A 19,052-nucleotide genomic window follows, 5' to 3' on the forward strand; every position below is an offset into this window, starting at 1 on the left:
CTTAAAGCAATCGTTTTCGCGGTGGCCGGGGACTGGAATATCGATGCCGCGCATCTCACGCTCGCAGTAGCACTGGGATTATACGCCGCCGGTCTGTTTTTCCTCGCGCGACGTCTCGGGCAAACCGCCACCGGTTTCGGCGCGGCGTTGAGTTTCACCGCCATCGCATTTCTCCTTCCGGGTAAACTCGATACCATGGCAATTCACACGGAATGGTTCATGGTGGGGTTTTCGCTGCTCGGATTTCTACTTTTCGCCTACACGTGGGCGCACGGCGATTGGGTCAGTGGAGCCGTGGTTGGCATCATGTTTGGACTTGGAGCATTGGCTAAACAGCCCGGACTCCTGGACTTGGGCGTAACGTGGGTATTGCTCGCAATGCTCGCGTTGTTCGCCTCCGCCCAAGACGGTGAGCGGTCACGCATTGCACGCTACTTCACCGGCGAACTGATCGGCGTCGCTTTGCCGTTCGCCGCCGCGCTAGTATATTTTGGCTCCCACGGAGCGATACGCGATTTCATCTACTACGCGTGGACCTACAATACCTCGATCTATGTTCCGGAAATAGCACTTCCTGAACGGTTGGCTCGGATCGATTCACCATTCCTACTTGCTTGGACCTACTGTCCGTTCGTTTTGGTTTTAGGTGCGTCTGCCGCAGTTGGACTCATCGCACGTGTCCTGAGGAATCGATCTGCAAAACACGGCAACTTCCCGTTGCTCGAATGGCTGACACTGGGTTGGACCGCAACAGGACTCGTCTCGAACGCGCTCAGTGGTCGAGGATTTCCTCACTATGCGATTCATGTTATCCCTGGGCTGAGCTTGGCGTGCGGATGGTTATTGGCCAAAGGCTGGGCACTGGCCACCGGCAGGGCTAATACCAAACGACGGATTCCGCGCGCTACCGCTGCGGCAGCCTTGATCGGAATTTTCGGATTTGCGATTGGCGACTCCGTCAAACTTCATGGCATGATTGACGGCCGCAACGATCCCATCGATATCGCGATGAGGGAAGCAATCCAACAAAACTGCGAACCCGCCGATCGGATATTCATTTGGGGATTTTCCCCGGAAGTATATGTCGCAGCTGAACGCCTGCCCTCATCCCGGTTTATCTACGCGAATTTCCTCACCGGGATGGTGCCGTGGACCAATACCGATCCAGCCACCGACACGTCCTACGCGATCGTGCCGGGGGCATGGGACGAATTTTGGTCGGACTACGATTCGGTCCCTCCGGCCCTCATAGTTGACGCCCCCATCAGAGCGTATGCAAAGTATCCCCTCCTATCCCAAAAACGCTTGGGCGATGAGGTCGTTGAAAACTATGCGCAAGTCGCGTTGGATGTGACTCAGCATATCCCGCACAAGGTTTTTCGCCGCCTCGAAACGACTTCACCGAATGGAGTGGAAGCGGCCGATCTCATCGAGAATCCCGCGATGGAGCTGAGGATTCGTCGATCGGGAGTCGATCATCCCGATATTGTCAGCGTTGAGTGCACGGCCCCGATCGGCACCTCTCACATCGTGTTTCGAATCGGAGGCCGACCTGAAGCGACGGTCGCGGTAAATCGCACCCGCCCGGTGCACGTGGCCTTCCTCGTCCGTCTAGCCAAGCTGGTAAGTCTGGGCACCGATCGAGTGGATTGTGTGGCCGTAGCCGAAACGGGTCTAACACGCAGTCCTCTTGAAGAAGTGGGGCGCAGGTTGGCGATCGATCGCAGCGCATTCCTTCAAAATCCGGTTCTCGAGTTTGGTAGCACCGAGATTTACGGGGATGGACAGGGTCAGGGCTGGAAATCAGAAATTCGGCACGGACACGTCGGCTGGTCGACCAGCGAAGCGTTTCGACTCGCTTTCAATCGACCCGAGATGATGGACCGCATGTTCTTTGAATGGGACGGAAACAGCGTGCCAAATGTGTCTTGGCAGCCTCAGGTTGGACCCGAAGTCGCGATCGAACCTATTCATTTGGACGGATTCTCCTATGTCGTCGCGTTCGAAAAGCGTGAAACCGGTCTGATCATCATCGAGCAATCGGAAAGCGGTAGCGGGGGTTGGCTGGGCCGACCAATAGGAGGGGCCGACGGTCCGGCTCTGACTCTCGGCAATAGAACCATCTATCCGATCTATAGTTTTTCTGAAGTGGCGGGTCGGCCCAGCTTGCTCCCCGACAATACTTGGTCAATTCACGCTCCCGCCGAAGTGCGATACCCCCTTGAACCGGGCATTACCGGGGTGATGCTGAATTATGGTTTCTATGATTCCAGTTTCATCCAACCATCCAATCCACCTACCAATGGTGCTTCATTCGATGTGTCCGCAGTGAATCCCGACGGCCAGGAAGAACTGCAATTTTCCCATTATGTAAGTCCGCTCCAGCGAGAGTCCGACCGGGGTCGCCAAACCAATGAAATTCCACTTACCAATAAATCCAGCGGCGAATTAAAGATTGTCGTCACCGCCGGCCAAGGAGGCGACCGATCCGGTGATTGGACCTATCTAGCGGATTCGGCCCTGCAAGGGCCAGGACCTGACATTCTGCTCTTCGATGGCCGAGCCCTCGTGCCAAATGAAGGGACCTTCGGGTCGGGCGACATCATCCAAGTCCGACTTCCGAACGGGAATTGGGATGCGCACGCGCCATCACGACTAGTCTACGATTGTCCCCCTGAACTCAGCGGAGTTACCGTTCGGTTTGGAATCAAGCCAGACGCTTACACGAACCGCACTCGTGCGCAGTCAACCAATGGTATCGACCTGATTGTTGAGTTCGTTGCGGCCGATGGCACACTCTTGAAACTACTTGAGCGGCCGTTGCGTCCCTGGGATAATCCGAACGATCGCGGAACCGTCTCGGCTCACGCCTCAATTCCTCCTCACGAACTCGGTCAACTCATTATTCGCACCACCGGTGGCCCTGAATTGAACCCCTCATTCGACTGGAGTTATTGGGGGAGATTCGAAGGTTTCGTTTTCGATCAACCCCGCGATTAGCCCAGTTCGTGAATAAAAATTTCCGCTCCATCTTGGCCCTCCTTTCGAGGAGGCCGCTCATACTCGTCTCGATTGCCGTGACATGCTGGATATTTTGGCTTCGTGCGCCAAGTTTCGACGTCACGATGTGGAACGTGGATGAAACGATTCACACCGCCATTGCTCAAACTCTGCTCGATGGAGGCTTGATCTACCGAGACGCGATCGATCAGCGAACACCACTGACCTACTACGTTTTCGCGGTAGTGTTCGCGATCACCGGTGTGGAATTGCCCGCCATCCGAATCCTAATTGCGGCAATGATCGTAGGGACTTGCTTGATGCTAGGAAAAATGGTGCGCAGCTTGCACGGGAACCTAACGGCAGTCTTGGCAGTTGTCGGATTTGGCTCATTCTCCAGCTACCTTCTTTTTCCCTCCGACTCCTTCGCGGCCAACACCGAGTGGTTTGTGGTATTTTTCACCGCCGCTGCCGCCTCGACATTCTGGGGGAATTCCTCCTCGAACGTTAATGGAGTCCGGTGCGTATGGACCGGAGTTTTACTCGGTCTAGCCGCTCTGAGCAAACAGTCCGCACTACTCGAAGCCGCCCCGGCCGGATGCGCCCTTTTAACCATGGGCGTTTCGAGACACATGTCTTGGCACAAAATCATGCTCTGCGGGGGCGCGATTTTGTCTGGGTTCTCTCTGGTGATAGCCGTTTCGGTGATTGCTTTGACCGTGGCCGGAGCCGGCTCCGACTACTTTTTTTACGCTTGGACCTACAATCTCCAATACTACGGGCCCGAAATCAAATTTCTCGATAAACTCGCTTCCGGCCTCCCTTGGTTTGCTGCGATTTGGACCAACTACCCAATCTTGTTCATCTTCGGCGTTGGAGCGGCAATCGGTTGTTTCTTACGGACCGTCCAACTGGCTTCTTCGGCACGTGATCAAGAGCAACGGCCAAAGGATGTTTATCTGTTGACGTGGTGCATCGCCTCATTCGGGGGGGCGTTATCCGGGGGGCGCGGATTCGATCACTACTTCATTCCGTGCCTAGCTCCGTTTGCATGGATGGCGGCCAGAGGCGCAGGTGCCGTGGTTTCGGTGATACATGCAAACCAAACCCAATATCCGCGTGTCGCCAGGGTGGTAGCGGGACTGATTGTGATGGGGTTTGTCGGCAGCGCTCTGATCCGATCAGCGGAGGCGCGCGAGATTCCGGCCCCTCAAGATGATCCCGCGATGAAGATATCAGACGTCATCCGTGACCATGTCTCGGATGATGACTCCATTTTCGTGTGGGGTTTCAACCCAGACATCTACTACTATTCTGGAACGAAGCCCGCATCGAGGTTTGTTTACTGCACGTTCCAAACCGGACTGGTGCCTTGGACCAATGTCGCTCCAGAAGTTGATACCACCTACGCAATCGTGCCGGGTGCCATGGACGACTTGCTAGCCGATCTGGAGTTCTCCGCTCCTCGTGTCATTGTTGACTGCTCGGACTCCAGCTATCGTCATTTCGACAAATATCCCCTTTCTAAGTTTCCTCGACTGGAAACATGGATCGACGAGCAGTATCGCGAATTGAATTCCAAGAAAATCCGTCAGCACGGATTCAGAATATTCCTACGACGAGACGCTGTCATCACAACACCGCGCGACTCAGTTGATTCAGTTTCCACCACCGGTGTCCGCCTGGCAGATCACATCAATCTAGTGCCGGGACTTAATCGAGTCGAAGTGCAGGCGACGTCGAACGATGACCCGATTGTCGGGGTGGATTTGAAGCTCAACGGCCGGTCGGTCGGCGCGGTCACTGTCGCTGATTGTTCATCGGTCGACATAATATTTCCGCTGCTGCTGGCCGCCAATGTCGAGCAAGTTACGCTTCATCCTTGGGTGCGCCGCCAACATAGTGGCTGGGAATCAGGTCAAAAATCAGTGGTCAAAGTTTCCGCATTCAGCGCCACAATCGAGCAAGCTTTGGAATTTGCCCTGCCAGTGGTGAGAGGGCGTTTGTCGGCCAGTGGGGTTCGAGCTCCGTTCGGGGCGAGCACGAACTCATTCGACGGCCATCGCAATTTCGCCATGCACGCCCCCTCTCTTCTCCGCTATGATCTACCGGCCGATGCCGCCCGAATCTCCGGGGCCTTCGGTCTACCGGCCGGTGCCTATGCGTCAGACAATCCATCTCCCACGGATGGAGCGGAGTTTATCGTGCGGGTCCGGCAAGGGAATAAGACCGCCCATGAGCTCCTTCGGCGTTTGGTCATACCGAACATAAATCCAGATGATGCGGGCATTCATGCATTTGACCTCGAATTGCCGGTCGATGATAGCATGGCCACCTTGGAATTTGAAATCACTCCCGGCCCTTCTGGGGTTTCTTCCAGCGACTGGACTTTTTGGTCCGATTTGCGAATTGAAACTTCCCCCTAGACCCGGGCGCCGGCCTCCCTTGAATTAAGCCTCTATGCCCAACGCGGCCCCTTCCCTTTCCAACTCACCGGAGTTTTTCGCTCCCAATAACCGCTTGGGCGACACCCTGCTGTGGATCCTGATTGCTTTGCTGACCATCAATCTACCGCAACCACCCCTCCTGGAACTCGATTCATCGTGGCGGCGCGCTCTGGGCTATTTTCTACATCGGGGATATCCGTTTGGCGAATCGGTGGTCTTTACCTACGGGCCTCTGGGATTTCTTTTAGGCAACACCTACGGTGGACTTTACTTTTGGGCCTATGTGACCTTTCAGGCGGCGTTTGCGGCAATTGCAGCGACAATCATTTTAGTCGTGGGACGCCCACTTCGTGGCGTTTCTCGCTTTTGCTACCTAACATTTTTCATCCTCTGGGGGGTGGGTTACCATGATGCGCTACACATGATCATCATAGCATTTTGCGGATGGTATATGATTAAGCGGCTCGCGGTTGATAAGAAACCAGGTTGCACGCTCTTTGGCTCGTTTCTGGCATTTTTGGCCGTCATAAAATTCACCAATCTTCTTTTCGCCGGTTTTACGGTGCTAATCACAGCCTGCTATGCATGGACACGAGGGGACCGTCGCAACGCGCTGTGGCTTGCCGGTATATTCGGCGGCGTCTTCCTACTTGTTTGGCTGGCCTGTGGACAACCGCTATGGGCTCTCTCGGACTACGTGATCAACTCGTTGGACGTCAGTTCTGGCTATCAGGCCGCAATGGGGCTCCCCACGCCCGCGGGCCAACTAGCGCTCGCTCTAGGAATTTTTGCCGGCCTTGGAGGATATGTTGTTTGGCATCTGATCACGCAAAAAGACCACGTGCGCTCTGGTGCGATATTGCTGATTCTCGCGGCTTTCTTATTTCTCAATTGGAAACATGGGTTTGTGCGAGCAGACGGTCACATGCTTGGCTTCTTTTACTGCGCACTCGTTCCTGCCGTCGCCTTCCCCGCCTTGTTTGGTGAACAGAACGGTCGCCATCGCTGGATACCGCGGATCCTTTTGATAATAGCGGCATTGCTGAGCTTTACTGGCATGCGTCGCACCTATACATCCAACATCGACTACGCGGTAAATATCACCAACGAAAAGCTTCAGCGGAACATCCAAGCCTTTCTCAATTGGGATGACTTTCGTGCCAATCTAGAAGGGCAAATCGATCACTGGGAGCGCGAGGCGGGTCTCCCCAAGACGAAGTTATTAATCGGGAAAGACTCAGTTGACGTGCTGGGATTTGAACAAGCTATCGCCCTGTTCAACGATTTTAACTACACGCCTCGGCCGGTCTTCCAGAGTTATTCCGTGTATACCCCACATCTTTCCGAGCTCAACGCCGACTTTCTCGCGTCGGCCAACGCTCCGGAATTTCTGCTGCTTAAACTGCAAACCATCGATGAACGTCCGCTGTTAATGGACGATTCTCATCTCCTCGCCCTCTTCCCGCATCTCTACACGTTTCAATTATTGGAAAAGGATTTTTATGTCTTTCGCCGACGCGCCGAAATCCCTCCCATCGAATCACTGCGACCACGTCGGCTGCGCACACGAGATGTAACCATCGGCGAACCACTTTCGCTGGCGGAGTTTGGCCGCGAACACCTCTGGCTCGAGATCGACCTACCTTTTACTCTCCTAGGTCGTATCCGCAATTTCCTCTACAAACCCCCGATGGTGCACCTGCACGTGGTCGATGCCGAAAACCAGGTTGAGACTTACCGCCTCCCACTCACCGCGGCGCGCGCCGGTTTCCAGATTAACCCTCTCGTCACCGACTTCGCCAGCTACCTTGAAGCCCACGGCGGAGACGCGCCGCGCACCGTAAAATCCATTTCCGTCGAAGTGGCGGAATCCGACCGCCGCTTTTTCGAGGATCAGGCGCTTGTTTCGCTTTCCGCCCTCAAGCCCACCGCTTTGAAGACGGAATACGAAAAACAAACGGAGCGGGAGAAATTCTCGATGTTCTCCGAACTGCCGGTAGATTTTCTTTCCCAAACACCACCGTCGAAAATCGAAATCGGCAGTCGCGAAGCCTTGGTCATGCACGCCCCCAGTCTGATGGAATTTATCTTCCATGCCGGCACACGACACATCACCGGAGCTCATGGTTATCCACCGGGCGCTTACAGCGACGGAGGCGAAACCGACGGTGCAGTGTTCACCATCTCGTGGACTGACGGCACGGATCGAATTGAACTCTACCACCGCGAAATTGACCCGCGCAACAACCTCGCCGATCGTGGCCTACTGGACTTTGATCTCGACACCTCCCACCTGGGAGAGGGCCGCATCCTGTTTGAGATTTCGATCCGCGATAATCCCGGCTGGGACTGGACCTGTTGGTCCGATGTGACCATCGAGTGAGCAGCACCGTTCATCGCAGCATTTGGTGGTTCGCGGTCGGCGGCGCGTTGCTCGCGTTGGCCGCACACCTCGACTTGATCCGCGTATTCGGCACCGTGCTGCCCTATCGCGATCAGTGGCAGCTCACCGGCGTCGAACTGCTCGGACCTTGGCTGGACGGGAAACTCTCACTGCATTCATTTTTTCAACCGCTGAACGATCATTGGCCGGTGCTGACTCGAGTGTTGTCGTTCACGTTGATTCGACTCAACGGCCAGTGGAACAACCTCGTCTCAATCACCGTAAATGCATTGATCTTGACCGCGGCGATTCTCCTGTTTCTCCGCGCGTTACTTCCGGGAATCAGTGGTGTTTCGAGACTAGTTTTCGCCCTGCTCACCGGTGTCATCATGGCCCTGCCGATTGCGTGGCAAAACACACTTTGGGGCATCCAATCCCTTCCTTATCTCCAAATCCTCCTTTCCCTCGCTTATCTGCATTTGCTATGCACTGCGACCCGGATTGATTCCCGTTGGACGCTGGCCCAGGTCATCGGCATTCTGGTGCTGTTTACGCAACACTCTTCCATCCTTGCGCATGTGTCCATTCTTCCGATCTGCGTCTGGAAGCTATGGCGCAAAGATGGTGACGCCCGATTACATCTGTTTTCCTCTGGCGCGGCGCTGGCCACCCTGTGCGCATTTTTCCTGTTCTTTCCCGCCATCAAAGAGACTGCGCAATTTCGCGCCGATTCCGTCGCGCTAGCCGTTGAAGTTACCTTGCGCCAACTCGCCTTTCCCACGGGACACCCGGGGTGGGCGTTTCTAATCTGGGCACCGTGGCTGGTGTATACTATTGATGCTTTGGGGCGCGGTAGACTCACCGCACCGTCTGCGTTTGTGATCGCCGCCGGACTGTGGGTAGGAGGGCAGGCGGCGGCTATCGGCTATGGACGCGGCGCCGAGACCTACACGTTTGCCTCCCGTTACTGTGATTTCCTGGCACTCGGATTTATCATCAATGGGGCCGCATGGCTCATGCTGATACAGACGGGCATTCCTCATCGCTTGAAGGTGGGATGGGTAGCCTTGGGTCTGGCGTGGATGGTGGTGCCGTTGAAGGGATTTTGGTGGGAGGCTACGGAAAGCCATGCAGGCTTCAATCTCGCTAATCGCTTCGTCGAAAATCCAGCCAATGTGCAGCGGGTGCACGATTACATCGCCACCCGCGACCCCGCTGTGCTCTCACTGGAACGTGGCGGAAACTTGCTTTTCACCTATCCGCCCTCGGTCCAGATGCTGCTTGACCGGCCCCACTTTCGAGCGTTGCTACCGCCGGAGACCGGTGCCCCCGAAGCCCGGTCCGACCACGGTCGACTCGGCGGCCTCGCACGTTCGATTTATCAAAACCCGTTGATCATCGCGCTGCTTGGTTTTGGATGTTTGGGTGGGGGGTTGCTCTCTGGCCGCAGCGAAACAATCGCGAAAACGATGATGCAGGACAACCCATCCCGTTGGACACCAGCATCACTGCTCCAACTGGTCGGAGCTGCGGGCTTGATCGCTGCTGGTTTTTGGAGCCAATGGTATCTCCCGATGGAGTTCAACGCGATGAAGCGAGCTCACGCTGTGATCGAACCTGATGACGCAGAGCTCATGTTTGCTGAGCTTTCCTTTCGCCGCGAGAGCGCTGGGAACATCGATCCACTACTCGCAGCCGGCGCGACCTTGTCCGAGCCTGACATTTGGCGCCCGTTTACCTATGGCACTGCCATCAATGGTCCGGGCGGTTTTCAGGGCATCTTCGCGAGTGCCCCAATTCCAATAACGGACGACTACCTGTCGGTGCTTTTTACCGGTTTTCCCTGCGCGCACGGCAACGGGCTGAGATGGAAGTTAATCCCGCCGGCCAATGGCGATCCCGCGTGGATCGGATACGACGGCCCGAATCCCGAGTCGGGGTGGTCGACATGGACCATCGACGTGCGAAGCTTCCGCAACTGGACCGCATCGCTCACATTTTTTGACGGCCGGACCGATCGTGAGGGATGGCTCGGCACCACGCGGCCCGTTTTAACATCTGATCCAAACTGGGCCGACACGTGGCGAGCGCGATTACGCGCGGAACGAGCCGGTCCAGCCCACCGCGTCGTCGCCGTCGCAACTTTGACCTTGCTGTCCACGTGGTTGCTAGGGGGTTCTGTTCTTTTATTCAAACGCTCGCGACCCGCCGCATGATCACGCCATCCGAAGCCCCCCCCCCACTCGAATTGACCCTGCTCATGCCGTGTCTCAACGAAGCGCTGACGCTTCCGGATTGCCTGCGCGAAGCACGCGAGACAATCGAGCGACTAGGAGTGCGGGGCGAAATTCTCATCGCTGACAATGGTAGCACAGATGGGTCGCAAGACATTGCCGAAGCCGCCGGAGCGCGGGTCGTTCCCGTCGCGCAACGCGGTTACGGTCATGCCCTCAACGCGGGAATCCACGCGGCCAAGGGTCGTTACATTTTCATGGCCGACGCCGATGGTAGCTACGATTTCCGCGAATGCGGTCCCTTGTTGGAAACGTTGCGCGCGGGTGCGGATATTGCGATGGGCAACCGCTTCGCCGGCGGCATCCACCCCGGTGCGATGCCATGGAAAAACCGCTACATTGGCAATCCTGTGCTCAGCTTCCTCGGACGGCTGTTTTTCAAAATCCCCACCCGCGATTTTCACTGCGGGCTGCGGGGGGGATCCAAGCGCGCATTGACCGGTCTCGACCTGCGGACGGGCGGTATGGAATTTGCCTCGGAAATGGTTATCAAGGCCTCTCTTTCGGGACTAAAGATGGCGGAATCCCCCGTTTCTTTACGACCTGATGGTCGCGACCGCCCGCCCCATCTGCGCCCATGGCGCGACGGTTGGCGACACTTGCGCTTCATGCTGCTGTTCAATCCTCGATGGTTGTTCATGTTGCCGGGATTGGCACTGCTGCTGGGAGGTTTCATCGGATTCGCTGTCCTGCTGAGAGGTCCATTGGAGATCGGATCGATCACGCTTGATGTGCACACGTTGCTGTATGCGGCGGCGGCGATACTTTGTGGATTTCAAGCAGTGGCCTTCGCCGCACTTTCAAAGGTTTTCGTGCACGAGGCGGGATTGGCTCCAAAAACTTCCCGCATGAACAAAAACCCGCCGTTTGCAGGGTTGACCATCGAGCGCAGTATTGTGGTTGCCGTTGTCCTTGCTGCACTCGGGTTGGGATTATCCTTCGAAGCAGTTCATCGCTGGAAGCAAGCGGCCTTCGGAAATCTATCACCCTCTGAAATTCTCCGTTGGGCGGTGCCTGCGGTAACTTGCTTGGTGCTGTCAATGCAGCTCACTCTAGCGGGATTCTTCGTCGACATGATGCGCCTTCGTCTTCGCCGATGACTAATCAACGCATTCCTCTTATTGTTGCGCTGTCGCTGGTAATGGTTGCCGCGATCCTCGCACTGGTTCGTCGCGGACAATCGATCATTGAGCTCGAACCCGCAGAGTTCGGAATGACGGAGCTGAACAATTTAACGTGGGATTCAACTTCCGGCTTTTTTACGGTCACAGGACCGGACCCGTTTGGTCACATTGTGCTGCCTGATGGTTGTATTCCTCTGCACGAATTACGCTTGGAATTTGAAGGACCACCTCAACCCGGCGGATGGTATGTTTACCCGACCCCCGCTCATTTGCCGGTAATCACCATCAATCAAGATTGGGTGGTAACCGGGGTGGTAGACGAAGGGATTAACGGTCATGCGATAGTATGGTCGCTGAATCCGAGCAAAGGGGTCCGATTGGATTTTCCGGACGAACTGCTCATCCCGTTCAAACTTCAGCGAGCCGTGTTCACCACACGGTTTGCGAGCAGCGCGAGTCCGGTTTTTGTGTGGATGAGCGCGAGTGCAGGGGCCGCAATACTGATATTGCTTTGGCTAGGCCTAGGTTCGTCGCTGCACTTCAAGCCAGTCGAACTTTTGGTAATGGTGCTTTTAATCGCTTTCAAGCTGTGGATTGCGGGCGATTTTGGGCAAATGCTATATACCGACGCCATGCACGACGACAAGTTGTTCATGGATCAAGGAGCATCGATACTCGCGGGCAACTGGTTGGGCGACTATTGGCAACTCACCTTGGCCAAGGGGCCAACCTACTCGGTGTTCATCGCCCTAGCCGCGTGGAGCGGACTCTCGTTGCAGTTCAATGAAGTGCTGCTGCACGCCCTTGCCTGCGCCGTTTTCGTTCTCGCAATATCACCATGGCTTAGGCCGGCAAAGTGGCGGGTGCTGCTATTCTTCGTTTTGGTCTTCGAACCGCACTCGATGTCGGCGGAGTTGATTGGACGCGTGCTGCGTGGCGCAATCCAACCCGCCCTGACTCTGCTCACCCTGGCCGGACTAATCGGTATGATCACCCGCACGCAGAGACGCCCGATCTTGGTTTTGCCTTGGAGTTTGCTGGCTGGGCTCGCGGGAGGAGCGTTTTGGTTTTCCCGAGAAGAAGGTATCTGGCTCGCGCCGACGGCGCTTCTGCTGCTCGGAACAGCCTTGGTAGGCGGTTGGAAGACGCATGCCGGTGCTCGCGCCCGATGGGTGGTTGTTCTCCTTTTCCCTTTAGTTGTTTTTCAAGGTCTTAAAATCGGCCTGCGCACCATCAATCATCATCACTACGGGATGGCGATCGGGGTGGACGTCAGCGAGGGTGGGTTTCCGGCCGCTTACGGCGCGATGCTCCGCGTAGCCGAAGCTGATCCGATTCCCGGCGTGCCCATCACTTCGGCCACCCGAAAGCTGATCTACCCTGAAAGTCCTGCGTTCGCCGAAATGGCCGACAAGCTTGAGGGAAAACTCACCAAGACGTGGGCCCGCTCCGGGTGGGACGCGTCCGATCCCCACCCGCGAGCCAACTTGGAAATTCGCGGCGGCTGGTATCAATGGGCGATTCGACAAGGAGCTTCCGAACTCGGCTATTACGAGAATCCCGCGAAGGCCGACGCCTATTGGCAACGTGTCGCGGACGAGATCAATACGGCGGTTGACGACGGCCGTCTCGCCGGTGGACGCAAACGCAGTGGATTTTTCCCCGTATGGCACCACGACTACAACGCCCCGCTAGCGCGCGCGTTTTTATCCGCACTTGATTTGCTCGTGCGATTCACCGACTTCAAGCCGGACAGTTTCCCCTCCATCGGGTCTTCCGATGACATCGATCACTACGCGCAATTCTTGAATGCACGGCCGGTTCTGGAGCGGGAACACCCACGACTCGACACCCACATTCGCATCATTTTTCACCGCGCGATTGCTCCGTTGGGTTGGCCCTTGACCGCAGTGGCCCTCGTCGCCACCGGATGGATACTCAGGCGCTCCTGGAAGCAACCTTCCGACCGCATGCGCGCGGGGGTCCTGTTGTCGCTATGGGGTGGTGCGGTAGCGCTCTCGCTGGTATGCGCGCTTGTGCACGTAACTTCATTCTATGCCGTCATCGGAGCCTACCTCGGACCAGCCGTTCCCATGGTCCTGTCCTGCTGGGTGCTTGCCCCGGTGTGGGCATGGAGCAAACAGTCTGAAATCAGCTCATGATGAATTGGACCGAATGGAAAAAACAGCCGTGGGGTTTAATCGTGCTACTCGGTGCGATCGCTTTCTTTACTTGGGCTGTTTCTCTGGGCTGGACTCACCCGATCACGGATTCTCACAGCTCGCGGCAGGCGCAAACCGCCATCACCGCGCAGATGCTACACCAAAACGGTTGGATCCCACTAACTCCGTTCAACGGTTTGGGTCCCCCATGGAACGTGCCCATGGAATTCCCTTCCTATCAGCTTCTCACGGCAACGGCGTCAGAGCTGGTGGGCGGGAACATCGTCATCGCGGGTCGCGGCGTTTCCGTTCTTGCAGCATTACTCACACTGCCGGCGCTCTGGCTGCTGATGGGATATATCGGCCTGAGCCCTACCGAGCGCGCCTTCACGCTGGCATTGCTGCTGGTTTCACCGCTTTATGCACACTATGCACGAGCAGTGCTCATCGAAACGTGGGCGACGGCGCTCGCCTGTTGGTGGTTGGCAGCTTTCGTAGAGGCATTGCATCGTGAGAAGGAAGATCCACGATGGTTAATCGCGGCCACGATTGTAGGGGTCGTTGCCGCGATGACGAAAATCACCACCTTCGCCGTGGTGTTGCCTCCGGCCGCGCTGATCGTGATGTTGCGCTCGCGTGACGCAGGGCAACCACTGCTTTTTCGCGCGGGACTCATGACACTTCCGGCGCTCATTGCGGGTGCTTGGTGGACGCACGCAACCGACGCGATCAAGGCATCGCATCCCTATGCTGACTTTCTCACGTCAACGGCACTGAGCGATTGGAATTGGGGGACATTCGCACAGCGACTTGATCCGGCTTGGTGGCAACGATGCATTTATCATCTTCAACTTATCGCGCCGGGGTGGACTTGGTTGTTGATCGGCGCAGGATTTTTTTGGGGATCGCGTCGAATCAGGTTCGCAATCGCTTTGTCCGCCATCACCACCGCGACCGGTCCCTTCGCATTTGCGAATCTATACTATGTTCATGACTACTATTTTGTAGCGGTGGCACCAGCTGTAGTCCTAATGATTGGGCTGGGAGTCGCTACACTTTGGCAGCGGTTTGGAGCATCCCGCAACGGGCGCGTGATGATCGCGCTTTTAGTGGTCGCAATGCTGGTGGCCCAAAACATAAACTTCCGTCAGGGACTGGGACGCGGGCAAATGCAAAGTCGCCCGGTTCCCGAACTCGCGACCTTGCTGCATGACCTCACCGGAGCTGACGACAACCTAGTCATTTTCGGTCGCGAATGGGACCCCTTGATGACTTTTTACGCGCAGCGATGGATGGCCGCCATCCGAGGCACTCACGAAGCGAATTCCGAGGCATGGTCCGCCTCGCGGGAGGCATTGGCCCCGGACGACTATACGGTGTTGGTCGCACTCGATTCCATCGCGGGTGACACGTCCTTCATCCATTATCGTTGCCGAGAATTGGGCTTGCTCACCGAACCTTTGGTATCAACCGCGGAAGCCGATATCTACGTTGATGCCGCCACCAGGGATCGTCTCACTCCCGTCGTGGCGGCGATGCTGTCAGTCGGGCGAGTGCTACCCGAACGGCCCGACCGGATGGAGCCGGGCGAAACGCGTTTGGAATTTGTGGCCGCCGACTGGCGCCCACTCACCGTAAACGAGGCGGCCATCAATTTCCCCCAATGCGAACCGTATCCCGATTTCGTGTTTACCAGACATGACCCGGGCCAGATGAATTTGCCGCCCAAGCCTGTGCTATTGCTGCATCCTCCCGGGGGCGTGCGATTCAACGCCGTGTCACGTGACCGAACCGTGGAATTCGACTACGGGATAATGCCGGAAATATGGGAAAAAGAACGCGACTCCGATGGCGTCCGTTTTCGGTTTTTCGCTAAAACAATCAATTCCCGCAGTCGAATCGTTTGGGAAGACTTTGTGCAACCGCGCACACTCGAATCCGACCGAGGCAAACTTACGACATCGTTCATCTTGCCAGCCGGACATACCCTCGAACTACAGATCGACGCCGGCCCGGATCACAATCCGGGCTATGATTGGTCGTATATCGCAGGATTAAAGCTGCTCGATTGACCGACGACGGAACAGCGCCCGGCTCGACCACGGTTAAGTTTTGCGGCAATAAAACAGGCGGATGCAAGTAGGGTTTGGCACCGGACCAGCCAAGCAAGGTGGGGACCCGATAGCGGATGCGGCGTCCATCCTTGTCATATCCAGCATATGCCATTCCTGAGGTTATTACTGATTTTTTTCGGACTAAGTGCGACTGCTGCCTTTGCCCAATCCGCATGGAGATTTACTCAACCCCTTCCGGCCCCGGAACAAATCCGGGACATCGCCGCCAACGATCATCAAATCATCCTCGCGGGCGAAGCTGGCCTCATCGTCAGTTCCACTGACGGCGAAACTTGGGTGCGCCGCCAGACCGGCACTCGGGAATCGTTCAACGAGGTCCACTTTCTCAACGGACGTTGGTTTGCCACTGGCCACAGTGGCAGCATCTTCAACTCCAATGATGGCATCACATGGGCGCAACGAACCAATCTGCGGGGTTCCGGGGCCATGGCTTACGGCAACGACGTTTTTGTAGCTCTCACTTCGGACTACGAACAATCCGTCCGTGTTTCCTCCGATGGCGACAACTGGACCAGCAGCCATCTTCGCCCCGGACAAAATGCACTGGGACGCGGCATCGTTTTCGCTTACGGCAAGTTCTGGGCCGGAAGTGCCATCCGCGCCGGCTTATATCACAGCACCGACGGAATCTCGTGGTCTTTTCAACCCCTCAGCACCGCCAACGGAAACGTGGCTCGTGTGGTCCAGGCCAACGGACGACTTTTCGCCTTGGTGAAATACTCGTCCACTAGCACCATGCTGTTCGAACTCGAAGATGGCGTATCATGGGTCGAACGCGGAGGTTCCATGGTCGACTTCGGCTACCTCGACGGACGTTACTACAAACGTGAGCTCAACAACCTGACGCTCGTTTCTCCCAACACGCTCGATTGGACGTTGGCCCCGAACATTCCGGCAACGCTGGATCTCAGCCACCTCACCCGGTTTCAATCCACGACGTTTGGAATCGTTTCCAACCTCTCGAAACTCATCCAATCTGACGACGGCTTGAATTGGGGGCCAGTGGGCGACCAGCTCACGTTCACCAGCACCAACGGAGCTGCGCGGGTTGGCGAAGAAGTGCTTGCCTCCAATGGCTGGTTTACGAGCGATGGCGAATCATGGCAACAGGGAGGATTCGTTCCCCCGAGTGCGGATTACTATTTTCTATGCAACGTCAACGCGCGGGCGTATGCCTTGGTGCCTCAACGCTTCGCTGAAGGTCAACACGTGACCGAGCTTTGGGTAATTGATGGCGTCACGACCGCGCATCTCGCGGCAACTCTGGACGTGCGTCTCGTTGATCCGAACATCTGGTTCGCGAATGGTTACTACTTCATCTCATCTCCAGATCAAGGAGCGCGCATCCTGATTCGATCCGAAGACGGTGAAACGTGGACCCGACTTGCCGCATCTCTCGAAGCGCCCGAAATTGATCGTATTATCGGCTGCGACGGCGATGCCATCTACATCCGTGAGGCCGGCAACGTAGGGGATGTTTGGCGCTCCACCGATGGCGTAAATTGGAGCATAAATCTCAAATCCACCCATGGCGCACGAATCACTTCAATCGCTGCAGACTCGGACAATCTGATTGCCGGTTCAGACCGTGGGTTCTATCATAAGCCCATCGTCGGTGGATCGTGGTCCTATTATCCCGGGCCCGCCCTGCAGGAGTTATTCTTCGATGGCCAATCCATCTGCGCCTACGCCCGTGGATTCGATGGGCCCTACGGCGCTTTACTCAATCTGACCGAGAACCTCACGTGGAGTGCGGACCTCGCTATTCCCGAAACCTATGACACATGCTTCGTCACCTTGCCCGGCCGCACCATCGCACTAGTCGACCATGCCGTCGCCGTGCGTGACCACGACGCGTCACTCACTCTCAATCGCGGCCTGCCTTCCGTCATCGAAGCCGTAATCGGTCAACCTATGACCATCAGCGTTACGGCTTCATCGGTAGAAGACGATACGCTCTTCTACCAATGGTTTGCCGACGGGCTCGATATCGAAGGAGCTAACTCGGCGACGTTGGGCTTGTCCTACAGTGTCATGGACAGCGCCCCCTCATCGATCGGCGTGCGTGTTTCCGATGGAACTTCGATCGTGCACGCCGAGAGCCCTTTCCGATTGTTTGAGCAGGCCGCGCCCCAATTTTATCCTCCTGCAGGCGACCCCCTCAGCGTCTACTTCACTCGCGGAGCAGGTGAAACCGCCACAGTCAGACTATCTGCCAATGTGCTCGCGGCGGGCAATCCAACCTACACATGGTCCCGCAACGGAATCGTGATCGATACTCCCAACACTCGAGTCCTGCGACTCCATGTCCAACCGGCAGATGCTGGCGACGTTTACACGGTCGCAGTCACCAACGCCAGCGGCTCAATCAGCACGAGCCACACCTTGGTTGGACCGCAACCGATATTGTCGAGCGACACCTACGTCACAACAACCTACAATCCCTATTTTGAAACCAGCAACGTAGTGATTGAAGCCTCTGCCGATTGGGCCACTTCCTTTCAATGGTTTTGCAACGGCGTAGCGGTTCCCGACGCGAACCAAGCCATTTTCCGCAACGAACAGCTTTCAGCAGATCAATCAGGACTCTACGTCCTTGAAGCTCGTAACGGTTGGGGCGTGGCGAGAACCGACGCGCGATTCATCTCGGTCACCGGTTCTCGAATCACCAACATTTCAGTCCGCGCCGAAGCCGGCACCGGCGAAAACACCCTCACCCCTGGAGTAGTCATCGCGCGATTGCGCGGCGATTTGAGTCCCCTCGTGCGAGCCATCGGTCCATCATTGACACCGTTCGGCATTGCCGCGCCGCTCAGGGATCCCGCTCTCAAGGCAATTGATGAGAACGGTCGTGTTGTCGCGAGTGGCGATCAATGGGGAGGCTCTCCTTTCATGGAATCGCTGTTCACTCGCGTGGGTGCCTTTCCGCTCGACGCTGCGTCGCTCGACGCTACCGTCGTCGCGTCGCGACTCCGATACGACGGCAATATTTCTCGATTCACGGCCCCGGTGGAAAGCGTGCTCGGCGATGTCGGGGATGCGCTAGTCGAGGTCTACGACACTGGACGCACCAATGATCTCGACCGCTTGATCAACCTTTCGTGCCGCGCCCGTGTCTCCCCCGCTCACCCACTGATCGCCGGTTTCGTAATCGACGGCGAAGGTCCGGTCAAACTCCTCATTCGTGCCGGCGGCTCAGCCCTGAAATCGTTCGATATCGCAAGCTATTTGGCCAATCCCCGCTTAACCCTCTTCGACGCCGATCAACGGGAGATCGGCAATAACGACACCTGGCACCAAGCCGCCAACATCACCGAACTGCGCGCCGCCGCCAGCCTCGTGGGCGCGTTCGACTTCGCCGAGGACAGCAACGACGCCGCCTCGCTGGTGACCCTCTACCCCGGCGTTTACACCGTCATGGTCGAGGGCGTCGATGCCGCCAGAGGCGTGGCTTTGGTGGAACTTTATGAAGTGCCATAGGCTCTCACGAGTGGTAGGCTGAACCCC

Annotated in this window: 8 protein-coding genes; all 8 read left to right on the forward strand. The window is 56.6% G+C overall.

The features are described 5' to 3' along the window. The first annotated feature begins 195 nt into the window (after positions 1–195). The 8 genes from PXH66_RS11060 (at position 196) to PXH66_RS11095 (ending at position 19,025) form a co-directional block, all read left to right on the forward strand. Positions 196–3,000, forward strand: a complete 2,805-nt coding sequence (locus PXH66_RS11060; RefSeq protein WP_486601896.1) for a hypothetical protein — start codon at positions 196–198, stop codon at positions 2,998–3,000. A gap of 8 nt (positions 3,001–3,008) precedes the next feature. Beyond that, positions 3,009–5,426 carry an ArnT family glycosyltransferase gene (locus tag PXH66_RS11065; RefSeq protein WP_330931544.1) on the forward strand — a complete coding sequence of 806 codons (2,418 nt, stop codon included), beginning with the start codon at positions 3,009–3,011 and terminating at the stop codon, positions 5,424–5,426. A gap of 34 nt (positions 5,427–5,460) precedes the next feature. Next, positions 5,461–7,830 carry a hypothetical protein gene (locus tag PXH66_RS11070; protein WP_330931545.1) on the forward strand — a complete coding sequence of 790 codons (2,370 nt, stop codon included), beginning with the start codon at positions 5,461–5,463 and terminating at the stop codon, positions 7,828–7,830. Further along, entirely contained in the window at positions 7,827–10,046 is a 2,220-nt protein-coding gene (locus PXH66_RS11075) for a hypothetical protein (RefSeq protein WP_330931546.1), read from the forward strand. Before PXH66_RS11070 ends, PXH66_RS11075 begins: the two co-directional genes overlap by 4 nt. 44 nt (positions 10,047–10,090) lie before the next feature. Further along, the gene (locus PXH66_RS11080; RefSeq protein ID WP_330931804.1) at positions 10,091–11,224 is read left to right on the forward strand and encodes a glycosyltransferase family 2 protein; all 1,134 of its coding nucleotides are present in this window, start codon (positions 10,091–10,093) and stop codon (positions 11,222–11,224) included. Beyond that, positions 11,149–13,410, forward strand: a complete 2,262-nt coding sequence (locus PXH66_RS11085; RefSeq protein ID WP_330931547.1) for a hypothetical protein — start codon at positions 11,149–11,151, stop codon at positions 13,408–13,410. Before PXH66_RS11080 ends, PXH66_RS11085 begins: the two co-directional genes overlap by 76 nt. A 221-nt stretch (positions 13,411–13,631) precedes the next feature. Further along, entirely contained in the window at positions 13,632–15,482 is a 1,851-nt protein-coding gene (locus PXH66_RS11090; protein ID WP_330931548.1) for a glycosyltransferase family 39 protein, read from the forward strand. A 147-nt stretch (positions 15,483–15,629) separates the two neighbouring features. Then, positions 15,630–19,025, forward strand: a complete 3,396-nt coding sequence (locus tag PXH66_RS11095) for an immunoglobulin domain-containing protein (RefSeq protein ID WP_330931549.1) — start codon at positions 15,630–15,632, stop codon at positions 19,023–19,025. Positions 19,026–19,052 lie beyond the last annotated feature (27 nt).

It is taken from the genome of Synoicihabitans lomoniglobus (assembly GCF_029023725.1).
Lineage (GTDB): Bacteria > Verrucomicrobiota > Verrucomicrobiia > Opitutales > Opitutaceae > Actomonas > Actomonas lomonigloba.